18 protein-coding genes are annotated in these 15924 nt (G+C 57.4%); 9 read left to right on the top strand and 9 right to left on the bottom strand.

Annotation, left to right across the window (positions count from 1 at the left end; all coding sequences use genetic code 11):
• Positions 1-16 precede the first annotated feature (16 nt).
• The 4 genes from NI000_RS18950 to NI000_RS18965 all read left to right on the top strand — a co-directional run bounded on the left by NI000_RS18950 (position 17) and on the right by NI000_RS18965 (position 2969).
• Positions 17-277, top strand: coding sequence for a YciI family protein (locus NI000_RS18950; protein ID WP_253413025.1), 261 nt, complete (start codon positions 17-19; stop codon positions 275-277).
• Between the two features lie 160 nt (positions 278-437).
• Positions 438-1247 (top strand): DeoR/GlpR family DNA-binding transcription regulator, encoded by an 810-nt coding sequence (locus NI000_RS18955; RefSeq protein ID WP_253413026.1) that lies wholly within the window; start codon positions 438-440, stop codon positions 1245-1247.
• 44 nt (positions 1248-1291) lie between these two features.
• Positions 1292-2263, top strand: a complete 972-nt coding sequence (locus tag NI000_RS18960) for an ROK family protein (RefSeq protein WP_253413027.1) — start codon at positions 1292-1294, stop codon at positions 2261-2263.
• 385 nt (positions 2264-2648) lie between these two features.
• Positions 2649-2969, top strand: coding sequence for a hypothetical protein (locus tag NI000_RS18965; protein WP_253413028.1), 321 nt, complete (start codon positions 2649-2651; stop codon positions 2967-2969).
• Between the two features lie 153 nt (positions 2970-3122).
• Here NI000_RS18965 and NI000_RS18970 read toward each other — a convergent pair whose 3' ends face one another.
• From NI000_RS18970 to NI000_RS18985, 4 genes are all read right to left on the bottom strand, one after another.
• Positions 3123-4496, bottom strand: coding sequence for a polysaccharide deacetylase family protein (locus NI000_RS18970; RefSeq protein WP_253413029.1), 1374 nt, complete (start codon positions 4494-4496; stop codon positions 3123-3125).
• A complete protein-coding gene (locus NI000_RS18975; RefSeq protein ID WP_253413030.1) occupies positions 4489-5658 on the bottom strand; it encodes an MFS transporter in 1170 nt (389 codons plus the stop codon). Before NI000_RS18975 ends, NI000_RS18970 begins: the two co-directional genes overlap by 8 nt.
• A gap of 49 nt (positions 5659-5707) precedes the next feature.
• Positions 5708-6847, bottom strand: coding sequence for an MGDG synthase family glycosyltransferase (locus NI000_RS18980; RefSeq protein WP_253413031.1), 1140 nt, complete (start codon positions 6845-6847; stop codon positions 5708-5710).
• A 236-nt stretch (positions 6848-7083) separates the two neighbouring features.
• Positions 7084-7710, bottom strand: a complete 627-nt coding sequence (locus NI000_RS18985) for an FMN-dependent NADH-azoreductase (protein ID WP_253413032.1) — start codon at positions 7708-7710, stop codon at positions 7084-7086.
• Between the two features lie 194 nt (positions 7711-7904).
• On the opposite strand from NI000_RS18985, the gene NI000_RS18990 reads away from it, so the two are divergent.
• A complete protein-coding gene (locus tag NI000_RS18990; protein ID WP_253413033.1) occupies positions 7905-8267 on the top strand; it encodes a hypothetical protein in 363 nt (120 codons plus the stop codon).
• 72 nt (positions 8268-8339) lie between these two features.
• On the opposite strand, the gene NI000_RS18995 is transcribed toward NI000_RS18990, so the two are convergent.
• Complete coding sequence (locus NI000_RS18995; RefSeq protein WP_253413034.1) at positions 8340-8615, bottom strand: hypothetical protein; 276 nt, start codon at positions 8613-8615, stop codon at positions 8340-8342.
• Between the two features lie 198 nt (positions 8616-8813).
• Here NI000_RS18995 and NI000_RS19000 point away from each other — a divergent pair, with 198 nt between their 5' ends.
• Entirely contained in the window at positions 8814-9479 is a 666-nt protein-coding gene (locus tag NI000_RS19000; protein WP_253413035.1) for a tetratricopeptide repeat protein, read from the top strand.
• On the opposite strand, the gene thiO is transcribed toward NI000_RS19000, so the two are convergent.
• Positions 9474-10622, bottom strand: coding sequence for a glycine oxidase ThiO (gene thiO, locus NI000_RS19005; protein ID WP_253413036.1), 1149 nt, complete (start codon positions 10620-10622; stop codon positions 9474-9476). The genes NI000_RS19000 and thiO overlap by 6 nt on opposite strands.
• Positions 10619-11263: a thiamine phosphate synthase gene (locus NI000_RS19010; protein ID WP_253413037.1), complete on the bottom strand. Its 645-nt coding sequence runs from the start codon at positions 11261-11263 to the stop codon at positions 10619-10621. The genes thiO and NI000_RS19010 overlap by 4 nt, the downstream gene beginning before the upstream one ends.
• A 198-nt stretch (positions 11264-11461) precedes the next feature.
• On the opposite strand from NI000_RS19010, the gene thiD reads away from it, so the two are divergent.
• Together thiD and NI000_RS19020 are read left to right on the top strand one after the other, a co-directional pair.
• Positions 11462-12271: a bifunctional hydroxymethylpyrimidine kinase/phosphomethylpyrimidine kinase gene (gene thiD / locus NI000_RS19015; RefSeq protein ID WP_253413038.1), complete on the top strand. Its 810-nt coding sequence runs from the start codon at positions 11462-11464 to the stop codon at positions 12269-12271.
• A 136-nt stretch (positions 12272-12407) separates the two neighbouring features.
• The gene (locus NI000_RS19020) at positions 12408-12863 is read left to right on the top strand and encodes a DUF86 domain-containing protein (RefSeq protein WP_253413039.1); all 456 of its coding nucleotides are present in this window, start codon (positions 12408-12410) and stop codon (positions 12861-12863) included.
• Positions 12864-12894: 31 nt separating this feature from the next.
• On the opposite strand, the gene NI000_RS36970 is transcribed toward NI000_RS19020, so the two are convergent.
• Positions 12895-13284 carry a GyrI-like domain-containing protein gene (locus NI000_RS36970; protein WP_309247914.1) on the bottom strand — a complete coding sequence of 130 codons (390 nt, stop codon included), beginning with the start codon at positions 13282-13284 and terminating at the stop codon, positions 12895-12897.
• A 502-nt stretch (positions 13285-13786) separates the two neighbouring features.
• Here NI000_RS36970 and NI000_RS19030 point away from each other — a divergent pair.
• The gene (locus NI000_RS19030; protein ID WP_054977330.1) at positions 13787-14425 is read left to right on the top strand and encodes a helix-turn-helix transcriptional regulator; all 639 of its coding nucleotides are present in this window, start codon (positions 13787-13789) and stop codon (positions 14423-14425) included.
• Positions 14426-14476: 51 nt separating this feature from the next.
• On the opposite strand, the gene NI000_RS19035 is transcribed toward NI000_RS19030, so the two are convergent.
• On the bottom strand, positions 14477-15886 hold the full coding sequence (locus NI000_RS19035) for a DUF2339 domain-containing protein (protein WP_253413041.1): 1410 nt from the start codon (positions 15884-15886) through the stop codon (positions 14477-14479).
• Positions 15887-15924 lie beyond the last annotated feature (38 nt).

Raw genomic sequence — 15924 nt, forward strand, 5'->3', positions numbered from 1 at the left:
AACGAGGTATTTCAGAATGAAGCATTTCGTTGTGTTTTTGCCGATGCTTGATGAAGCAAAGAGCGTGACCTATCGGCCCGAGCATTTGGCTTATTTGGAGGCGCTGCGCGGTCAAGGGCGTATTTTCGCCAGTGGACGGTTTGTGGACGGCGCCGGCGGCATGGTCGTATACAAGGCCGAGTCGCTGGAAGAGGCGACGGCCTGGGCGGAGAACGACCCGTACGTGCTCCACGGCGCCCGCCGTTATGAGATTCACGAGTGGGACATGGTGCAATAAGCTTGTCTCAACGCGCTCGCCGCTCCCTGCTTAGCAACGTTCGTTCACAAGGGGATAGCCCCCTTCTTTCCGTTTGATTGAAATTGATTGATATCGTCAAAAAAATGATTTATTATTTCATTAGATTGTCAAACGGATGGGAACGACAGGAGGGGACGCCATGAGCGGAAAGATGCTCAGCAAGGGCGACCGGCGGCGCGAGCAGATTATGAACTTGCTGAAACGCCAAGGAAAAATTACGATTCAAGAGATCATTGACAAGTTCGCTTGTTCGGAAGCGACCGCCCGGCGCGACTTGGACCTGCTGGAGAAGCAGGGAGGGTTGATCCGCAGCCTGGGCGGCGCGCAGTTGGATACGCCATCTCCGTCCGCCGGCAGGGAAGTCCCATTCAACGAGAAGAAGGAGCTGCTGTGGCTGGAAAAGGAAGCCATCGCGGCCAAGGCCGCTTCGCTGGTGGAGGAAGGCGACGTCATCGGGTTGAGCGGGGGCACGACGACGTTTCTCATCGCCCGGGAGCTCAAGCTGCGCAGGGGCATCACCGTCGTGACCAACGCGGTGAACATCGCCATGGAGCTGTCCGAGAGCGACGGCATTCAGGTGGTGCTGACCGGCGGAGTGATGCGGAGCAACAGCTTCGAGCTGTGCGGCCCGCTTGCGGAGAAAATTGTGGATAGCGTCAACATCGGCATGATGTTTTTGGGCGTGGACGGCGTTACCGAAGAGCAGGGCTTGACCACCTTCTCCGAGCAGGAAGCCGACATCGCCCGGCTGATGTTGAAGCGCTCGCGCCGGACGGTTGCCGTCTTCGACCATACGAAGGTCGGACGGACTTCGCTGTTCAGCATTGCGCCGCTGACGGCCGTGCAGGGCTGCATGACGAACCAGCCGGCTGACGAGAAGCTGAAGCGGTATTTGGAAGAGCAGGGGATCGCACTGTACTTGGCGGAGCCAGCGGCTCCCGTCCTCTGATGGGGAGATTACTAGAGCGAAACGCAAAGAAAAGAGGAGATCCGGTGAAACATTACGTAGGAATCGATATCGGCGGTACCAATATGGTTTGCGGTTTGACGGACGAGACGGGGCGGACGCTGCGCATGACGAAGGTGGCGACCGAGGCGCAGCGGGGCAGCGAGGACGTGATTGAGCGGCTGGGAAAGGCCGTGAGCGCATTGATCGCGGAAGCCGGCGTATCGCCTGAGGCGGTCGGCATCGGGATTCCCGGGTTCGTCGACCATGTGAACGGCGTGTCGGTGCTCGCCGTCAACCTCGGTTGGAAAAACGTCCCAATAACGTCGGAGCTGAGCAAGCATCTCGGCGGACTGCCTGTTTACCTCAACCACGATGTGCGGATGTATGTGTACGGCGAGGCAGTAGCCGGAGCCGGACAAGGCTACAAGCACGTATTCGGTCTTACGGTCGGGACGGGCCTCGCGGCGGCGATGGTGAACGAAGGCAGACTGTATTACGGCAGCGGCGGACGCGCCGGCGAATTCGGACACATCCCGGTGCCTGGCCTTGAATACCATTGCAATTGCGGGATGACCGGGTGCCTGGAGACGGCCGTCTCGGCAACGGGCATTGCCCGTCAAGCGAGGGAAGCGGTACAGCGGGGCGAATCGACGATATTGGCCGAGCGTTTCGCCGGAGACAAGCTTCAGCAGCTGACGGCCGCGGACGTATCCCGCGCATACGACGAAGGAGACCCTGCGGCGATTGCCGTGATGGAGCGCACGGGGACGCTGCTTGGCCGGGGCTTGGCGGCGGCGATTCCGCTGTTCAGCCCGGAGGCGATCGTGATCGGCGGCGGCGGGTCGCTGGCGGGCGAGCGATTGTTCGCGCCGATGCGCAAAGAAATCGAGCGGTCCACGCTTTCGTTCTACTTGGACGATCTCGCCATCAAGCCGGCTGAACGGATTGAAGATGCGGGCGTCGTCGGCAGCGCGCTGTATGCGAAGCAGCGTCTGAACGGAACGGATATTGTATAACAATAAAAAATGGAACCGTCACTGTCCGGGGGCAGCGTGCGGTTCCATTTCTTTTTGTGCTTATCCAGTAAACGTCTCTGTTTCTCATGCAGCGTCGGGGTCGCGCGTTCGACGGGAACGACGCCGTGCCAGCTTCCGCGGTTCAGCTCGGGATTGCGAGAGCCTTCGCGCTCCAGCTTCCGCCGTTTTTTCCATGCTTGACTTTTGGCCATGTCGGCACCTCCTGAATCGGTATCCATTTTATTATACGCTTCTTGAAGGACGATGACCAGACGGCGGGAGTTTGACAGTTTTGCGGCGAACTGTGCAACCGGTTGTACCGCTTCTTCTTTCATGGTAACCTTGGAAGGGATAAACATGCGACTGAACAGGAGTGGGACTTGCCTTGACATACGATGCGATTTATTGGCTCATGTTGGGAGCCGGATTTGTAGTAACGGGACTCGTTGGGATTCTGATGATGTGGAAGACGGAAAAGCTGCTGATTTCGTTTCTGGCAGGGACAGCCGTCAACATTCTGCTGACGGCGGGTGCGGTCTGGTGGTGGTCGTCGGCTTTTGCGGGCTCCGAGCAGCAGTTTTCCCGGATGTTCGGTCTGTTCGGACTGGGCGTTTCGTTTGCGAATAATGAGGTGCTGCTGTTTTTCGCCCAACTGATTATGAAGAAAAAAATCGGCGGCGACCCGGCCCCAGACGCAGACGCCTAGTTACAGGAATCATTCAAATGTAACAAAACTGTAATCTGAATTTCATCCTGCGTTAACGTTCCTTGCCTATAATAACAATCGACCCCCTTTTTAATATATAAATTCCTTGACAGCCTGCAATCCCAAAGATTGCAGGCTCTTTGTTTTTGGCGCTTACATCCCTTGATACATGCTTTCGTCGTAGCCTCTTCCGGCTGTCAGCGGGTTCGAGGTCAGCTTCGGATTGGGGAAGCTGCTCGACGGGTATCTTCGGCGCACTTCGTTTGCGGAGATCGCGATCATTTTCGGCGTCAGCAGCGCGGTCTTCGTGTCCAGTCTCCGCTTGCCCTGCGGGTGGATGACGTACAGCAGCCACCGTAAATAAAGCTTGGAACAGAATAAAAAGATGCCCTTGGGCAGATCGGAGACGGTAAATCCGAGCTGCGAAGCGCCGCGATGAATGATCGAGACGCCGTATAAGCCTTTCACGTCACGGAGCGCCGGATCGGTGGCCAGCCGTTCGGATACGTGCGGCAAGCACCGCTCCATCGCACGGATTAATTGTACAGCCAGCTGCATTGGAGATCTGGCCTGCATCCCGAAGCCGAGCAGCGTCGCATTGTCGAGGTGAAGCTCCATGACGTGGTCGCCCGGTTCGATGAATTGTCCGTCATTCAGCGGAATCCGTTTGCCATGATACCGGCACAGCCGAAACTGGAGCAGCGCGTTCGACGGATCGATCGGCCGCACATGAAGCAGCAATTGAAAGAACCGTTCCCACTGCAGCCAGACCGCGGCAATCCATCGTTTTCGCTTCGGCCGGTCCGCAGGCAGACGATCCTCCGGCTCGCTCAGCGGAAACCGCTCGTCGATGCGGACGAACGTGAAGCCGCGGCGCGCCGTTTCCGTCAAAAATTCATCGAGCGCGGCGATCATGAGCTCCGGCGCATCCGGGTCCGCTCCGAGCGTATCGCCGCTGTCATGAAGCACGATCACCGAACCGCTCTGAAGCTGGGCGAACAACCGCTGCTTGATGGTGTCCTTGCCCGTCCGGTTGAGCCAATCCCCCACAATAAGCGACCAGAGCACGATGCGGAATCGCCGGGACAGAAAAAAGTCAAAGATGTTCACAACCCCCCAGGGGGGACGATAAAATTGAGGGGACTTGCCGGTAATTTTCTCGATCGCCTCGGCGGTCCGGTTAATTTGCTTTCTGACCTTCCAAGGCATCATCAAGGCATTGGTGCGGTGGACATAATTGTGAACCCCGATCAGGTGGCCCTCGTTGTGCATGCGCAGAATCAATTCGGGGTAACGTTCCGCCTTGGACCCGAGCACGAAAAAGGTCGCTTTGACACCGTGCCGTGCCAGCAGGTCGAGCAGAATCGGCGTATATTTCGGGTCCGGACCGTCATCGAAGGTGAGCGCAATGCCGTGCTCGGTGTTTTCTTTCGGGTAGGCGCCCAGCGAGAAGACGCGCATGAGAAACGTAGGGATTAGCGTATATAAAGTAAGGACGATAACGAGAATCGTGATCGATTCAGCCATGCTCCATCACTCTTTCTACAGGAACGAAACAATAAAACAAAGCAATCCCCCCTAGCAGAGCTGCACTGGTCAATACGGCGGCCGGTTCATGAAACGCGGCGGCCAGCCATCCGCCGATCACCGGACCGATGGCGACACCGATCCCTTCCACGCTTGAAAACAATCCCCAGCCGAGGCCCTGCTGGTTTTTCGGCACATAGTCCGCCAGAAGGGCATTCCACGCCGGAAGGACGGCTGAGTAGGCAAAGCCGAGGACCGCGGCGATCAAGACGGCGGTAGACAGCGTCGTAACCCTGGTGAGAAGGAAGAGAGCGGCAGCCATCGCCCCGAACCCGAGGATGAGAAACCATTTGCGTCCCCGGCGGTCGGACCATTTTCCCATCGGGATCAGGAATAGGACCGTTAAAGCGCCTCCGGCCATTAGAACGAGCGAGTAGCCGCTGTGACTGATGCCCAGCGTATTGGCGGCAAAGCTCGGCAGGATCGGAACGAGCATGCCGGCAGCCGCCGTTTGCAGAATCATGCCGGGAAGCAGAGGCTTCATCGTTTTCATTCGTTCCCACAGAAGCTCCGCCTGACGTTTCAGCGGGATGTAGGTTTGCTTGGAGGCGACTTCGTTTTTCATCCGCAGCGCCAGCAACCATCCGAGAGCCCACAAGCCGACCATTAGCCAGAAGGAGAGCCGGTATCCTTTATCGATCAAAAAGTTGATAACGACCGGCCCGGACCCTAAGCCGACCAGCCATATCGTATAAAGGATGCCCATTTGGGACGCCCGATTCTCCTCCTTAATTTTACTGAGGCAGACAAGCCATACCGGAGAGACGCCAATGCCGAATACGGCGGCCGCTGCAATAAGCACCCATGCCTGATGGAAGTAGTACATGGCGAGCAGGCCGAGCAGCGAAACGAACAAACCGGAATGAAGAATAAGCCGGAGCGAAAAGCGATCGAGCAAATAACCGGCCAAGCATTTGATCGCCGTATCCGAGACGTAATGGACGGACACGGCGGCGCCGACAACGGCGACGGAAAGACCAAGAATACCCGTAGCATAGGTCGGCAAAAAGGAGACCAGATAGGCGCCCCGAACGAATTCGACCAAAAACAAAATGAGCGCAAGCGGTAGTACGTCTTTGTCTATTGCGATTTTTCGCAGCACCTGTCCTAAACACCTCCTGTATGACAAGCAAAAAGCCGAGCCTCCCGCTCTAGCCGAAAAGTCCGGTCCTGGTAGGGGAGAGACTTTCGAGCATATCCGAGACGACCGCCTCCGCCGCATCTCCGCGGTACAATTCCTCCATGGCAGCCTTCATTCGTTCCGTTTGTCCGGGGAGAGAGACGATCCGCTTCACGAGCGAAGTCAACTCATCCGGGCGCTGCGCAATTTCGACCGCTCCTTGCTGCGCCAAGAAGCGGGCATTTTCTTTCTCCTGGCCGGGAAGGGGGCGGAAGACGATAACCGGCAGACGCATGGCCAGTGCTTCCGAGAGCGTAATGCCTCCGGCTTTCGTAATTAAGCACGACGAGATCGCCATAAGCTCATGAATGTGCTCCACGTAGCCGAGAATGCGGACGCGGGAATGCCCGGCAAACGATGCTTCGATCTGCTCCTGAAGCGGTTTGTTTCTGCCGCATACAAAGACAAGCTCGATTTCGTCCAACCGGAGCAGCGCGTGCCCCATCCGGCTGATGTGCTTCAAGACGCCGTAGGCTCCGGCCATCAGGAGAACGACGGGCTTGGAAGGCTCGATGCCATGCTTCCGGCAGACGTCCTGCCGCCGGATCGGCTCGCTGAACGGGCTGCGCAGCGGGATGCCGCTCACCTCAATGCGGTGCTCCGGCACGCCGGAAGCGGCGATCTGCCGCTTTAACTGCTCCGTGGCTACGTAATATTTATCAATATCCGGGTGAATCCAGCGCTGGTGAAGGACAAAGTCGGTTAATATGGTATACGTCCGGACGGCCGTACCGTTGCCGGATATCAGCCCGGAGACGACCGGCAGCGGAAACGTATAAATAATCGCATCGGGCCGTTCGGCCTGCAGCATTTGCTTGAATTTGCGCGTACCGAACCGGTTCAGCATTTTTGTAAACGCCGTATCGTGCTTTAAATGCTGGGTCAAATAAAAGCTCCAGCCGTATAAATCCGGCCCCAAGGTAGAGCTTTTCAGATAAACGTAACGGGTAACGGCATTCATGAAGGGGTGGGCCTCCGCAAGCAGGTCCACAAGCTTGACCCGGTCGACTCCCAAGCGGGCAAAACGCTGTTGCAGCGCTTTGGCCACCTGGAGATGGCCGTCGCCGTAGCTGGCGTATAAAATCAAAATGTTGGGGTTAGCTTCAGTCATAGTTTTTCACGCACCTTAGTTCTCATTCAGATTCGCGAAACAATGGTGAAGTTGTGGAAGGGGGGCAAGAAGGCCCCATCATTATCATATACGAGTTTGCGAAAAGGTACAAAAAATTGAGGAAATTTTCTGATTTGTCCCATAGGACATCCTATTCGCCCGGAGTGCAACTTAGGCGCAAAGCCAAAAAAATCGGCTCCTTGGATAGGAGCCGACGGTGTATCGAAGCTGTGAAATTAGAACGTGGACGCGGCTTGCGCGGCTTGACGAAGACCGGCTTCCACGATTTCCGCGTTGCGGTCCGGGAATTGGTTGTGGCCTTCGACAACGACCGAAGTCAGGTGCGTTACGCCGATGAAGCCCATGATCGTTTTAACATAATTCAGCGACATTTCCATGGATGTCATCGGTCCTTCGGAATAAACGCTGCCGCGTGCGTTCAGCAGAGCAACCTTTTTATCGGTAACGAGACCTTGCGGTCCTTGCTCCGTATATTTAAACGTTTTGCCGGCTTGGCAGAGGTAATACAGGTACGTCGTCAATTGAGCCGGAATCGTGAAGTTCCAGAGCGGGAACGCGAAGACGACTTTGTCCGCAGCCAGGAATTGATCCAGATAGGCGTTGGCGACATCGGCCGCCGCTTTTTCTTCCGCAGTCAGCTCCATGCCTTTGCCTTGCTTGAACAGGCCGGTCATCATGACGGAATTGTAATAAGGCGGGTTGGCTGCAAACAGGTCGAGCTCGGTGATTTGGTCTTGCGGGTTAGCTTCACGGTACGATTTCAGGAATTCGTCATACAGCTTTACGCTAACGGCTTGATCGGCCGGGCGGTCGTTCGCTTTAATAAAAAGTACGTTGGACATAAAAATAAAGCCTCCTTTTAATGTGGCAAAAAAGTTATTGGGTCAATCAAAATTAATAACTTACTTTATGTAAGTATAATAAAACATGTAACTTACTAAAGTCAAGTGTTAATTTTAAATTTAAAATAAAAGTATAGCCGGTTTCCGGGAGTGGGAAGCTAATCGCAGCGAAGCGACGGAAAGGAAGAATGGCTATGAATCCGATTGAACATGTGGTATGCCGCCGGGTGTTGGAACGCGGCGACCAGCTATGCGCGGATGTCGAAGTTCGTGTCAAAGGGAGGGACAACCATCTGGTGGTGTTGTTCGCGGAGTCGCAGGATAACAATTACGATATGGTGATGGTGCTGGAAAAAGATGCGGACCGCGATATCGATTGGTACGACAATGATTTGCATGCCGCTTACGTCGATGTCACGGAGAAGCTGTTCGCGGACGAAGCGGGAGAGACGCATTGGAATCCGAGGGAAGCGTTTAAAGAGCAGGTACTGAGCTACGGGGACGTTCGGGAGCAGATCCGGCAGCAGCTGAAGGAAGCGCGGTTGCAGAAGGTGTAAGCCATACGGCAGGAAAACAAAAAACAGACGTCTGCGCCTTGAGGCGGGCCGTCTGTTTCTTAATTTGCCAGCTCAGCGCTTCTTGTTCGTCGGGCGCGGCGTGTATTTGCGCTCGTTTCCGTCCCAACGGAAGTTCGCGATAAAAAAGCCGATAATCCCGAATACGATGATGCGGATCGTAAACCAGGACGCCGTAAGCGTTTGCTGCGTGAGCCATTCGATCGCCGTGAACAGCACCGCCAGCGAGATCCCCCACATAGCAACGCCGTAGTACATGACATATCTCGCTTTGCCTAACTGCCGCGTTTTTTGCCACTTGGCGGCCTTGTCTTCATTTGCTGTACTCATGGACTGGTTGTTCCCCCCGATTGCTTCATGGACAAACCATTCGCGAAGCAGCCGGTAAATTCCTGCCTGTTCGGGAAACGTTCACAACTGATTTTTTGAAAGACGGCTCGTGACGTACGGGCGGGGCAAACCGTGACCGATTATGGCAATTTGTGGTACAATCGGTGGGAGAATAAGCGAAAGGCAGGTACGCCAGGCGTGAGCAAAGTCTTTATCTTTTCTTTATTATGGTGGGTCACCGGAAATCCGTTTGTGGCCTTTCTTGTGCTGCTGATCATCCTGTACATGGTTGACCGCCGCTTTGTCGGCTTGACCCCAAGTATTTTCCAGCCGCTGAAGAGGGCGCGGCGTTTGTCCCGCCTGAAGGAGGAGCTTCGGCTCAATCCGCATCATACGTCGACCAAGCTGGAAATCGCCCGAATTTATATGGAGCAAAAAAAATACGGCGAGGCGCTCGAACTGTTGGTTGAGGTGGCGAGAGTGATGGACGATTCCGCGGACGTGCTCAGCGAGCAGGGCATCTGCGAATTGAAGCTGGGACGGACGGAGGAGGGCGAACGCCTCTTGCTGCGCGCGCTGGAGCTGAACCCGCGGGTAAAGTACGGCGAGCCTTATTTGCGGCTGGGCGAAGCGTTCGCAGCCAGCGATCCGGAGAAGGCGATCCGTTATCTGGAGCGGTTCGGGGAAGTCAACTCTTCGTCCTGCGAAGCATATTACCGGCTCGGTCTGCTGTACCGGGGGCTCGGGCGAAACGAAGAAGCCCGCCGGGCGTTCCGCGAAGCAGTGGAACTGTACCGGGGGCTTCCCAAATACAAGCGGCGCCACGAACGGCGCTGGGCGCTTCTCGCCCGCATGAAATCATAAGACGGCGGCTGTACCGGCGGCAATCCGGGCGGGCGTGAACGGCGCCAAGTCCGCCGAAGTCGGCCGGCCTTGCGCCAGCTCGGCGACAATCCGCGCGGTAGCCGGTGCGAGCAGAATGCCGTTGCGGTAGTGGCCGGTAGCGAAAATCAGGCCGGGTGCAGCGTCCCACGTGCCGAGGAACGGCAGGGCGTCCCGCGTGCCGGGCCGCAGTCCCGCCCAAGTAGAGACGAATTCGGCATCGGCCAGTCGCGGCAGCAGCGCTGCCGCTTTGGCGTGCAGCTCGCCGATGACCTTGGCGGTCGGCCGTTTGTCGAAGCCGGTTTCCGTCTGGGTTGCACCGACAATGTAGCTGCCATCCCGTTTCGGCACGACGTAGCAGCCTTTGGTGAAGACGGTGGAGCGGATGAGCGGCGCTTCGGTCTTGAGCGAAATGCATTGGCCTTTGACCGGGAACATGGGCAAGCTCAGTCCGAGCGGTTCGGTCAACGCCGGGCTCCAAGCACCTGCAGCAAGCACGACGAGGTCCGCGTACAGCGGGCCTTCCGACGTCTGTACGCCGCGGATCCGGCCGCTCCCGGGCTCCGTCAGCAGCCGGATGACCGGCGTCCACTCGCGGATCGTGCAGCCCTGCTTCGCTATCGCGGCTTGCAGCGTCTTGGCGAGCCAGACCGGGTGCACGTGATGATCGGCAGGCAAATACAGCCCGCCGCGTACGGCGGTGGTCAGCTCGGGCTCCAGCTTCAGCATCTCCGCAGGCTGAACCCACTCGGCGTCCCGAATCCACGACAAGCGGCCGCGCAGCTCGGCCTCATCTTCTTCCGTAAGGGCCGTGCGGACGATTCCCTCCGCGACATATTGGGCCGTGAGGCCGCTGAACTGCTCCAACTCGTCCGTCCAAGCGTGGTACAGCTGCTGGCTCAGACGGCACAGCTCGTAGTAAGGGCCGGGCCGGTGCGTTTCGGACTGAGCCCCCAGCATCCCTGCGGCGGCGGTGGACGCCTCCTGATTCAGCGCCCCTTTCTCGATCAGCGTGCAGGCAAAGCCGGCCTTGCCGAGCTCGTAGGCTGCGCTGCAGCCGATAATGCCGCCGCCGACGATGATAACGGTCGGCTTGGTGCCGCTATGACTTGAATCCGTACTCATGACAATCCTCTCCTTGGGGTATGCTTCGTCCGATCAAGAGCTTCCCGGAATGCGGCAATTTGTCCCGCCGGGTCCGTGTGCAGCAGCACCGAGGACAGCACGGCAATGCCGGCTGCGCCGGTGGACAAGACATCGTCCACGAGATGCGGCTCGATGCCCCCGATCGCCAGGACGGGCACGTCCGCCGCTTCCACGGCTTCCGTCAATCCGGTCAGGCCGCGCGGTTCTAGTCCCGGCTTCGAGCCGGTCACGTACACATGGCCGAAGAGCGCGTAATCGGCTCCCTGCCGGCCCGCCTCGGCGGCTTCCTTGGCCGAATGGACAGAGCAGCCGAGCGTCATGCTGCGGGGAGCGATGGCCCGCGCCTCAGCCGGCGACAAGCTGCCGCCGGTAAGCTGTACGCCGTCCGCCCGGGCGGCCAGCGCGGCATCCAGGCGGTCGTTCAGCAGGACCGCCGTATGCGGCAGCAGCGGTTTCAACCGCGCATGCCAGCTTACCAGCTCGCTGGCGCTGCGGTGTTTTTCGCGGATGTGCAGCGCGTCCACCAGCTCGAACGGACAGCGGGACACAATGGCGGCTACCTCTTCCAGCTCCTGCCGACCGGTCGTAATGACGTGCAGCGCATGGGTTCTCCGGGACATACGGGATCGGACCTTCCTTTTCTCCATTGAAATGTATTTTCATCATAACGCTTTCGCTTCCGCGGCGTCAAAGCGTTTGTCCCACTTGTCATAAAATGATCACGAACCGGAGGATACGGGTCTGCCGGGCTTCTTGACGGTCGGGAAGGAGAAGACTAAACTTATGGAAGGTATAGCGATTCGGGAGGCAGGTGCAGCATGACGATATTCAAAGCATTGACCATCGCAGGTTCGGACAGCGGAGGCGGAGCGGGGATTCAGGCGGATTTGAAAACGTTCCAGATGCTCGACGTGTACGGGATGTCCGCGATTACGGCGATCACCGCGCAGAACACGCTGGGCGTTCACGGCATTTACGATATCCCGCTGGAGGGGATCGAGAAGCAGATTGACGCCGTGCTGTCTGATCTCGGAGCCGACGCGGCCAAAACCGGCATGCTGTCGCAGCCGGAAATTATCGAGCTGGTCGCGGGATGCATCCGCAAGCACGGGCTGAAGCAGCTTGTCGTCGACCCGGTGATGGTCGCCAAGGGCGGAGCCAGCCTGCTTGCCGGCAATGCGCAGAACGCGCTGCGCGAGAAGCTGCTGCCGTTGGCCGCGCTTGTGACGCCCAATATCCCGGAGGCGGAAGTTATTACAGGTCTCTCGATCACCACGATAGAGGACATGAAGGAGGCCGCGCGGCGCATCGTCAAGGAATTCGGCGCGGGCGCGGCGATCGTCAAAGGCGGCCACCGCAGCGGCGAGCCGACAGACGTGCTGTACGACGGCGAGGCGTTCCATCTGCTGACGGGTGAGCGGTACGAAACGCGCCATACGCATGGGACAGGCTGCACCTTCTCCGCGGCCATCTGTGCGGAACTTGCCAAAGGGAAGACGCTGCTGGAGGCCGCCCACACGGCCAAGAAATTTATTACGCTTGCGATCCGGCATACGCTCGGCATCGGCGCCGGTCACGGTCCGACAAACCATTGGGCTTACGTGCGCGAGCGCGCTGCGGCCGAATAGCAGACGAAGGAGCATCCGATATCATGAGCTATGAATACTTGATGCAGGCGGTTTTGCTCATCGTCCTGCTCATCGCCTTTTTTCCCGCCATCGCGCTGTGGTCCAAGTGGAAAAAGAAGAAACGGAGATAAGCGATATGTACTATGTCAATCAGGAACAAATCGATGCCCGGCTGGCGTTCGTGCCGGATTTACTGAAAGCTTGCGCTGCCTTGGAGTCCGCTTGGGAAGTCCGGGGAAAGACCGGCGCAGAGGAATCGGATTCGGAACTGCTGCTGCATTTGGCGCAGGAGCGGACGCTTCATCTGGCGATTGAGACGGTGACCGACGTCGGCAGCTTGCTGATCGACGCATTCATGATGCGGGACGCCAGCAGCTATGAGGATATCGTCGAGATTCTTGCCGGCGAAGGCGTGTTCGGGGCCGACGTTGCGCTCGTTCTGACGGAGCTTGTGAAGCTGCGCCGTCCGCTGACGCAGGAGTACAACACGCTGCCCCGCAGCGGGCTGCATCCGATGATCGCAAAGCTGCCCGGGGCGCTGAGCGCTTTTGCCAAAGCCGTACCGGCATTTATCAGCAAAGAAATGCTGTAGCGCCGCTGCTGCAGACCAGGGACCGTCCGGATCAGGACAGGTCCCTTTGTTCTACCGGGAAGCGCAGAATCGTTTTCCAGCCGGAAGGCGGGGTTTTTCGGGGATCGGTCAAATAAATTTCATGATGCAATCCGTTTTGAACCAGTCCGAGTGCTTCCATATAAACGTGCATGCGCTCCACCGTTTCCGGCTCCGTCTCGTAAGGACCGACGTGAAGCATCTGCACGGACAACCCTTCGGCCATCGTCTCGTACGCCACATGAGCGATGCCGCTGCGAGCTCTTTTTTCTTCAGGGCCGTCTTCTCTTTGGCCTCGGCTGCCAGGGCCCCGGTGACGAAGTCGGGCATGCGGATCAGCAGCTTCCAGCGCCATTCCTGCCGAGGGACTTCCAGTGCGGGCTTGTCGGATTCCACCCACCATAGCCCTTCCAGCTTTGGTACCGTAAAATCGGTTCCCCGCGCTTTGCCAAGCGCCTTGACGCCGTAAGCGGCTGCGTACAGCGCCGCGGCAGCCTCGGCGAACCGTTCGCCGTTCGGGTCGCCTTGCCCGGCAATGGTCAAGTACGGCGCTTCGCCGAATCCTACAAGCTCCGGCTCCGTGCCCGCTTTGTAATAGGTTTTGTATGCTTTGGCAAGATCGAGCTTGTCCATTCGTGCACGTCCTCTCTTCGTTTCGGATAGGATATAGCTCCAGCTTAACGGGTTATCCCTGACAACTTATTGTCAGCGTAGCGAGCGGCTTCGAAATTTTTCTCCATTTTATACTCCGCCAGCCTTTTCCTCGGTTAGTATTTTACATACATAGTAGTATATTAATTTACTTATCGTCTCATTTCGTATACAATATTTTTATTCATACGGTACAGCAAAGCTTCGCCAGAATAAAACAGGCGGCCTGCATACAAGAAGGACGGTGAGACCGGATGAACCAGGAAACCGACGTATCAACGCGTCGCGTCATCCTCACGATGCTCAAGACCAAAGGGGCGCTCAGCGTCGGGGACATGTCGAAGCAGCTAGGCATCACGGAAATGGCGGTGCGGCGGCACCTGAACACGCTGGAGCGGGATAATTTGATCGAATCGAAGCTGGTGCGGCAGGCGATGGGACGACCTTCGCATCTGTATTCGCTGACATCGAATGCCGACGACTTATTTCCTAAAAAGTATCAGCATCTCGCGTTGGATCTGTTGGAAGAGCTGGAAGCTTCCCTGGGGGAAAGCAACGTGAACCTGCTGTTCGAGCGGCGCAAGGAGAGGCTGATCGGCCGCTATGGGGAGCGCATGAAGGACAAGCCGTTCGACGGACGCGTCCAAGAACTGGCTGAGATTCAGAATGCGAATGGCTACATGGTCGAATTGGAGCCGACGGAGGGCGGAGGGTATTTGCTGAAGGAGTATAATTGCCCGATCTCTCAGGTAGCCAATCAATATACCCATGCTTGCCAATGCGAGCTCGCGATGTTTCAGCGTTTGCTCGGTCCGGAAGCCGAAGTGGAACGGACGGAATGTCTCGCCAAAGGCGGCGGTAAATGTACGTATGCCATTCGGCCCAACCAATAAAAAAACCATCTCTTCTGCCGGATCTTCCGCAAGAGATGGTTTTTTGCCGTTTCAGGAAGGGGGAGCCGCGTCGTTTTCGGGCTTGGGCCGTTTGTTTTGGACCGTTCGCAGGTTCGTCGTATAAGTGATGCCGACAGACAGCAGCCCGAACAGGAAGAACGCGATAATCTTGTCCATAGCCGGGCTCCCGGACAGATCGAACAGTATCGTTTTGACCGCGAGGCAGATCAGCGTCAAGGAGCCCAAGGCTTGAAGCGGCTTCCGCTTCCGGTAAGCGCCCCACAACAGCAGCAATAGCGCGTACAAGCCCCAGACGGCCGACAAAGTAAGCTGCAGGTTAAGTCGTGGGGCTAGGCCGTAATAGGCGAAGAAGCTGTGCGTTCCGCAGGCAAGTCCTCCGCCGACGGCCAGATGGCTGAGAAAAGTGAATCCATTGGAGAGCATCCGGTTGTCGTCTTCCCGCAATCGTTCGAAGCGGCCTTTGGCCGACAAATAAAACCCTACGGCGGCCAGCAGCGTCCAAGCCGGCATATTCCCGTGGGCGAACGGAGAGGGATTGCCGAACGGGTTCGCCTCAGCTTCATTCCAAGCGCCCAAAAGCCAATAGCCGAAGACGCCCAGCCAGATGACGGCCGCTCCGCCTCGGAGCGCATCCCATCGTTTTACGGTGCCAAGTCCCAGCATGGCGATGGCGGCGGGAAGCCACAGAAATACATGGGTGACCGGTTCCAAGGTCCGTTCCTTGAGAAAATGGAGCGCTGCGAGGAGAATGAGCATTATCCCGCCGAACAGCTTCATCAGGACGATCGTAGATAATTCGGGTAACCAGCGTCGGATCAGGCAGGCCAGGATGACGTACAGCATCCCCATGAACAGCATCGGGTAGGCGATCGGCACGACCCGTTCCCACAAGACGAACGCCCAGAAGCCGAACACGGCGGCATTCGCGATGCCCAGGAACAGGTCGGTGCCTTCGTCTATCCGTTTCTTCCATATCGAGACGGACAAGGCGCCAATGTAAAAAATATAAGTCAGAAGCGCATAACGGTACGCAAGGCTCCAACCTTCGGCGGCGTCCGGCTGAAGCTTCAAGTAAAATACGAAATACAACAGCCATGTGCCTGTAAACGCGGTGAATTTCAGCTCGTTCCAATCGAGCCGGAGGCTGAGGGCAAAATAGACGATATTCAATGCCAATAAGCCGGCCCAGAGCATCCAGCCTTCATCCGGGCCCGGGCTTACAATCAGGAGCGCCGGCCATCCTCCGAGCAGCGATACGTTCAAGAGAAGTCTCGACCGCCATTTGAAGGCGATCCAGCTAGCCCCTGCCGCAGTGGCCAGCATACCTACACCCGACGGAGGCCCTTGGTCTAGCGTAAGGCAGAGCCCGTATAGAAAGATTCCCAGAATCACCACGGCTCCGGGCCAAAATGAAGGCAACCTGCGCAGCCGTTCTTTCATGCCTAGCGTTCCTCCCCCGATATCGTTTTCCGTACTTA

This window comes from Paenibacillus tyrphae, from assembly GCF_024158745.1.
GTDB classification, from domain to species: domain Bacteria; phylum Bacillota; class Bacilli; order Paenibacillales; family NBRC-103111; genus Paenibacillus_G; species Paenibacillus_G tyrfis_A.

Excerpts from the sequence above, each read along its gene's own strand:
- NI000_RS18950 (WP_253413025.1), top strand. The coding sequence starts at position 17 with ATGAAGCATTTCGTTGTGTTTTTGCCGATGCTTGATGAAGCAAAGAGC.
- NI000_RS18955 (WP_253413026.1), top strand. The coding sequence starts at position 438 with ATGAGCGGAAAGATGCTCAGCAAGGGCGACCGGCGGCGCGAGCAGATT.
- NI000_RS18970 (WP_253413029.1), bottom strand. The coding sequence starts at position 4,496 with ATGGCTGAATCGATCACGATTCTCGTTATCGTCCTTACTTTATATACG.
- NI000_RS18980 (WP_253413031.1), bottom strand. The coding sequence starts at position 6,847 with ATGACTGAAGCTAACCCCAACATTTTGATTTTATACGCCAGCTACGGC.
- NI000_RS18985 (WP_253413032.1), bottom strand. The coding sequence starts at position 7,710 with ATGTCCAACGTACTTTTTATTAAAGCGAACGACCGCCCGGCCGATCAA.
- NI000_RS18990 (WP_253413033.1), top strand. The coding sequence starts at position 7,905 with ATGAATCCGATTGAACATGTGGTATGCCGCCGGGTGTTGGAACGCGGC.
- NI000_RS18995 (WP_253413034.1), bottom strand. The coding sequence starts at position 8,615 with ATGAGTACAGCAAATGAAGACAAGGCCGCCAAGTGGCAAAAAACGCGG.
- thiO (WP_253413036.1), bottom strand. The coding sequence starts at position 10,622 with ATGAGTACGGATTCAAGTCATAGCGGCACCAAGCCGACCGTTATCATC.
- NI000_RS19010 (WP_253413037.1), bottom strand. The coding sequence starts at position 11,263 with ATGTCCCGGAGAACCCATGCGCTGCACGTCATTACGACCGGTCGGCAG.
- thiD (WP_253413038.1), top strand. The coding sequence starts at position 11,462 with ATGACGATATTCAAAGCATTGACCATCGCAGGTTCGGACAGCGGAGGC.
- NI000_RS19020 (WP_253413039.1), top strand. The coding sequence starts at position 12,408 with ATGTACTATGTCAATCAGGAACAAATCGATGCCCGGCTGGCGTTCGTG.
- NI000_RS36970 (WP_309247914.1), bottom strand. The coding sequence starts at position 13,284 with ATGGTGGGTGGAATCCGACAAGCCCGCACTGGAAGTCCCTCGGCAGGA.
- NI000_RS19030 (WP_054977330.1), top strand. The coding sequence starts at position 13,787 with ATGAACCAGGAAACCGACGTATCAACGCGTCGCGTCATCCTCACGATG.
- NI000_RS19035 (WP_253413041.1), bottom strand. The coding sequence starts at position 15,886 with ATGAAAGAACGGCTGCGCAGGTTGCCTTCATTTTGGCCCGGAGCCGTG.